This is a genomic window from Bacteroidales bacterium (assembly GCA_021157585.1).
Classification (GTDB): Bacteria; Bacteroidota; Bacteroidia; order Bacteroidales; family UBA12170; genus UBA12170.
This window is the reverse complement of sequence record JAGGWH010000073.1, coordinates 1-5,114: the sequence shown is the minus strand read 5'-3', so window position 1 is coordinate 5,114 and position 5,114 is coordinate 1. Positions and strand designations below refer to the sequence as shown.

Here is a 5,114-nt window from a genome sequence, read left to right as displayed (position 1 = left end):
TTTATGAGAAAATTAAAAAACAAATTGAACTCTTTTTAGCTCAAATTAATTTCTATTAAAAGTATTGGTTTTTTTCCTTATTTTTAAGCTGCTATAATTGTATTATGCGTAATATACTAATAATCTTCTTTTTCATTACCTTTATTCCTTTAAGTTTTGGGCAAAATAAAGCTATAATCAAACATGATTTTCAAACAGAATTTGATAAGCTTGATATTAAAGATGGTCTTAGCTCAAATACAGTTTTAGATATTTTACAAGATAAAGTTGGTTATTTATGGTTTGCAACAGCAGATGGGTTAAATCGTTACGATGGCTATAAATTTTTGGTTTATCGTAATAAGATAAACGATTCAACCAGCTTATCCAATAATATGGTAAGTTGTATTGAAGAAGATATTTATGGCGATTTATGGATAGGGACTCTGTATGGATTAAATAAATACAATCGTAAAACAAGCACCTTTGAACATTATTTTAAAGAAAAAGACGGAAATAGTCTAAGCGACAATTATATTCGTGCCCTATACTCCGACAAAAACGGAATTCTCTGGATAGAAACCGCGGATGGGGTCTTAAATAAACTCCATATACACTCTAATATATTTGAGCATTTCCAACACCGACCTGTAGCACAACTCTATTACCACTACCACACTATATATCAAGAAAACGATAGTATTCTTTGGATTGGTGGACGAAACCTTGACTTACATAAGTTTAATATTAATACAGGAAAATTTAAAAAAATCTACGCAAATCCCAATAATCCCACAAAAAAAAGAACAAATGACATTGCCTGTTATTATGAAGACTCCAAGGGTAATTTTTATGTAACCGGATTAGACGGAACTTATATTTTTGATAGAGATAGTAATTTTCAAAGAATATTAAGTACTTCAACATTTACTATTCTTGAAGATAAACAACATCAGATTTGGTTTGGAACGGGTAATGGTTTGTATAAAAAAACTCATGAATCCTCGGTATTTTATCATTACAATTTTAACCCAAATAACCCACGCTCATTAGCCGGAAATTATGTTAATAAACTTTATCAAGATAGATCCGGTGTTTTATGGGTGGCTACTAATTCCGGATTAAGTAAATACAGCCCTATTCGGAAAAGATTCCCCCATTTTTATCATATCCCGGGAGAAAAAAATACAGTTTCGAGCAATAGAATTACTGATGCTGTAGAAGATAATGATGGAATTATTTGGTTAGCTACTGCAAATAATGGGATTGACAGGTTTGATAGAAAAAATAATCAGTTTACTAATTACAATACAGAAACAATGGGTAAAGGAAAACTTAGCTCTAATCGTGTTTCCTCACTTTACATTGATAAGGATAACATTCTTTGGATTGGATTATGGTCGGGAGTGGGTTTTAATAAATTTAATACTAAAACAAAAACTGTTGAACACTTTGTTATTGACCCGAATAGCAGAGACACAGATTGGTATAACGACTTTGTTAGAAGTAATAACGATACTCTTTATATTGGCGTTTGGGGTGGCCCTGCTCTTTATTCTTTCGATATTAAAAACAAGAAAATTATACCCTGTGGTAACAATTTGGAAGTTATACCAAATAATAAATCGATAACAAAAATATATATAGAAAGGGGAAAAGGTTTATGGTTGGCCAGTCCTCAATATGGTATTGATAATTATTCTTTACCGAAACGCAAACACAGTTATTATCGACATTTTGATAAAGAATTGAAATATAATTTTAAACTCACTCAAAAACTTGAAAGTAACAATATTATACCGTCCAATATACCTCTATTTTCTAAATTATTTGATATTGTTGCAGATAAGGAGGAGATGCTTTGGTTAGCAACTGACAAGGGTATTATATGTAAGAAAAATAACGATAATAATTTTTCTTTATTTACTAATAATGAAGGGGCTATTTTTAACAAATCGTATTCTACTTTAACATACGACAGTATAAATAATAATATTTGGGCGGTAAATAACAAAATATTAATCCAAATAAATACCACCTCTAAAAGAACAAAAACATACAATACTCCGGAGTCGAATAAACATTTCAGTGATAATCCAAATACAATTATTTATTCGTATAATTTTAAAAAACTTTTCATTGCATCACATAATTCTTTGTATGGTTTTTCTGAAGCAAAAGGTTTTTCTAAAATTAAAGCTATACCTAAATTGGTAGATATTGCTTTTGATAGCACCGGATTTTTATGGGTAGCAAGTGCGGATTCTATATTTATTTTCGATGAAAATTTAGACTTAAAATTAAGTCGCCATTTTTCCGGAACAAAAAAAATAACTGCTTTTACCATAAAAGAAGGAAATGCGTTTTTAGGAGCAGGAAATGAACTTTTTAGGCTTAGCTTATCCAAAAATAATATTATAACTGAAAATTTAAAATACAAGAGTCGGTATAAAATAAATTTAGATAGTGTTATTATCCAATCATTAACAACCACGACTAATGGGAGTATAGTGCTTTTAGGAACAAACAAAGGTTTGTTTAAATATTATCCTTCAAACAAATATTTTGAAATTATAAGACCTTATGAAATAAATTTTAACGGAGAAGCAATTCATTTAGCCAGTGCGCTTCTTGAAGATTACTGTGGAGATCTTTGGATAGGCACAACAAATACCGGAATATACAAAAAACCCAAAGGGACAAATTTTTTGCATTCGTTTCCATACAATCCGCTCGATACTACTTCTTTTTGGGGTAAAAATGTTAATGCTATTTTTGAAGACAGCAAAAAACGGCTTTGGATTGCCGGCGAAGGTTTAAATTTATATCATCGCGATAGTAAAACCTTTTCGCATTTTACAACAGATAACGGATTAGTAAGTAATTCTATTTTTAGTATAGTTGAAGATGAAAATAATAACTTATGGCTTGGCACAGAAAAAGGACTTTCTGAATTTTCACCCGAAACAGCATCATTTAAAAACTATTCTGAGGTTGACGGTACTCACTCTAATAATTTTAGTAAAGCCGGACTAAAACTTAAAAGCGGGGAGCTTTTATTTGGAAACGATAAAGGCTTTATTATTTTCCATCCCGATAGCTTAAAACTAAATCTGCTTATTCCTCCCGTTGTCTTAACTCGAATTAAAATTTTTGAGAAAGACTTGTTTGAAGACCTAAGTGAAACTCCTCATCTTATTTTGCAACCCAATCAAAATACATTAACATTTGAATTTTCGGCTTTAGACTATAATAATCCGGCAGCCAATAAATATCGTTATAAACTGAAAGGAAGTGATTTAGAGTGGATAGAAACAGATGCTGATAATCGTAGCATTCGTTATACCAATCTTCCTCCGGGTGAATATACTTTTTTACTCAAAGGATCAAATAACGACGGCGTTTGGGGAGGTCTTTCTACTCCGGTAAATATCACTATAGAATCGCCTTTTTGGACAAAATGGTGGTTTATAATGATTACAATATTTTTTATTATCGGTTTAATTGTTTTGGCAATTTTAAAACGCGAAAAAGAATTTTTACGAGAAAAGAAAACCCGAGAATTAGAGCATAGCTTTTTACGATCGCAAATGAATCCTCACTTTATTTTTAATAGTTTGGGAGCTATTCAAAGTTATATTTTTAAAAATAGGCCTGTAGATGCCGGAACTTATTTATCTAATTTTGCGGAATTAATCAGATTAATTCTCGTCAATTCTCGTCACGAATTAATATTACTTGATAAAGAAATTACAACATTAAAGCATTATTTAGAATTACAGAAACTTCGGTTTGCCGATAAACTTGATTATCGTTTTGAAATAGATAAAAAATTAAATTTAGAATCTATTAAAATCCCTCCTATGATGCTTCAGCCATTTATTGAAAATTCTATAGAACATGGCTTTAAAAAAGCAAAAATAACTGGTACAATAATTATTCGCGTCTATAAAGAAAAGGATACGATTACTATGGAAACAGAAGATAATGGTATTGGTATTATTGCGTCCGAAAAAGAAAAAAGAAAAACAGAGCCTTCTTATCATTCACTTGCAACTAAGATTACACGCGAACGAATTAAGAATTTGAATAAAAGAAAAAAGAAAAAAATAATTCTGACTATTATCGATTTAAAAACTTTAAACCAAAATCTAAAAGGTACACGAGTATCTATTAAAATTCCTTTGATACATATAAATTTTGAAAACTGATTATTATGATAAAAGCAATTTGTATTGACGATGAACAACATGCTCGCGAATCAATTATCGATTTGTTAAAACTTAGCAATTCCGATATTGAAATAGTTGGTGAAGCCGATAGTGTTGAATCCGGAATATTGACAATAGAAAAACTAAAACCAGATTTGGTTTTTCTTGATATTCAGTTAAACGACGGAATGGGTTTCGATTTATTAAAACGACTATCAAAAATTGATTTCAAACTAATTTTTATTACCGCTTACGAAGAATTTGCTCTTAGAGCCTTTAAATTCTCAGCCATAGATTATTTGCTTAAACCCATAAATCCTCCCGATTTTTTTGTAGCTCTTAGCAAAACTGAAATCCTCCACGAAAAAGAAAATCAACATAAATATTTAGAAGCTCTTTTATCACACCTAAACCCCAACGACAGAAAAAGAAAAAAATTAGTGTTACGAACAGCCGAAAGTATTCACTTGATTGATATACAAAGTATTATACGCTGCGAGGCAAACAGTGGATATACAAAATTCTTTCTTGATAACGATAAAAATATTTTAGTCTCAAAAGGTTTGATAGAATATGATGAATTATTGAGTACTTGCGGCTTTATCCGTACGCACCAGTCGCACCTCATCAATATAAACTTTATAGAAAGTTATGAGAAAACCGAAGGCGGTTATATCCTGATGCAGGATAAAACTATCGTCCCTGTTTCAAATAGAAAAAAAGAAAGTATTATCCGGCTTTTTGATCAGCTATAAAAACCTAAAAATTCTTAATAACGGTAATGATCTGCCTTATAAGGGCCTTCTACTTTTACACCAATATAATCTGCTTGTTCCTTAGATAATTTTGTTAACGTTACGCCAATTTTCTCCAAATGTAAACGCGCAACTTCTTCGTCTAAGTATTTTGGCAGACGGTAAACGC

The 5,114-nt window shown here is 30.7% G+C and carries 3 protein-coding genes; 2 read left to right on the top strand and 1 reads right to left on the bottom strand.

Annotated elements, in window-relative coordinates; all coding sequences use genetic code 11:
- Positions 1–104 precede the first annotated feature (104 nt).
- Together J7K39_04850 and J7K39_04845 are read left to right on the top strand one after the other, a co-directional pair.
- On the top strand, positions 105–4,190 hold the full coding sequence (locus J7K39_04850) for a histidine kinase (protein ID MCD6179211.1): 4,086 nt from the start codon (positions 105–107) through the stop codon (positions 4,188–4,190).
- Positions 4,191–4,195: 5 nt separating this feature from the next.
- Positions 4,196–4,945: a response regulator transcription factor gene (locus tag J7K39_04845; protein MCD6179210.1), complete on the top strand. Its 750-nt coding sequence runs from the start codon at positions 4,196–4,198 to the stop codon at positions 4,943–4,945.
- A 14-nt stretch (positions 4,946–4,959) separates the two neighbouring features.
- Here the strand turns inward: J7K39_04845 and J7K39_04840 are convergent.
- Positions 4,960–5,114, bottom strand: a 155-nt coding sequence (locus J7K39_04840; GenBank protein ID MCD6179209.1) for an adenosylhomocysteinase, incomplete at its 5' end; no start/stop codon positions are given.

What these genes read in the sequence shown, in the direction of transcription:
- J7K39_04850 (MCD6179211.1), top strand. Translation starts at nt 105, where the DNA reads ATGCGTAATATACTAATAATCTTCTTTTTCATTACCTTTATTCCTTTA.
- J7K39_04845 (MCD6179210.1), top strand. Translation starts at nt 4,196, where the DNA reads ATGATAAAAGCAATTTGTATTGACGATGAACAACATGCTCGCGAATCA.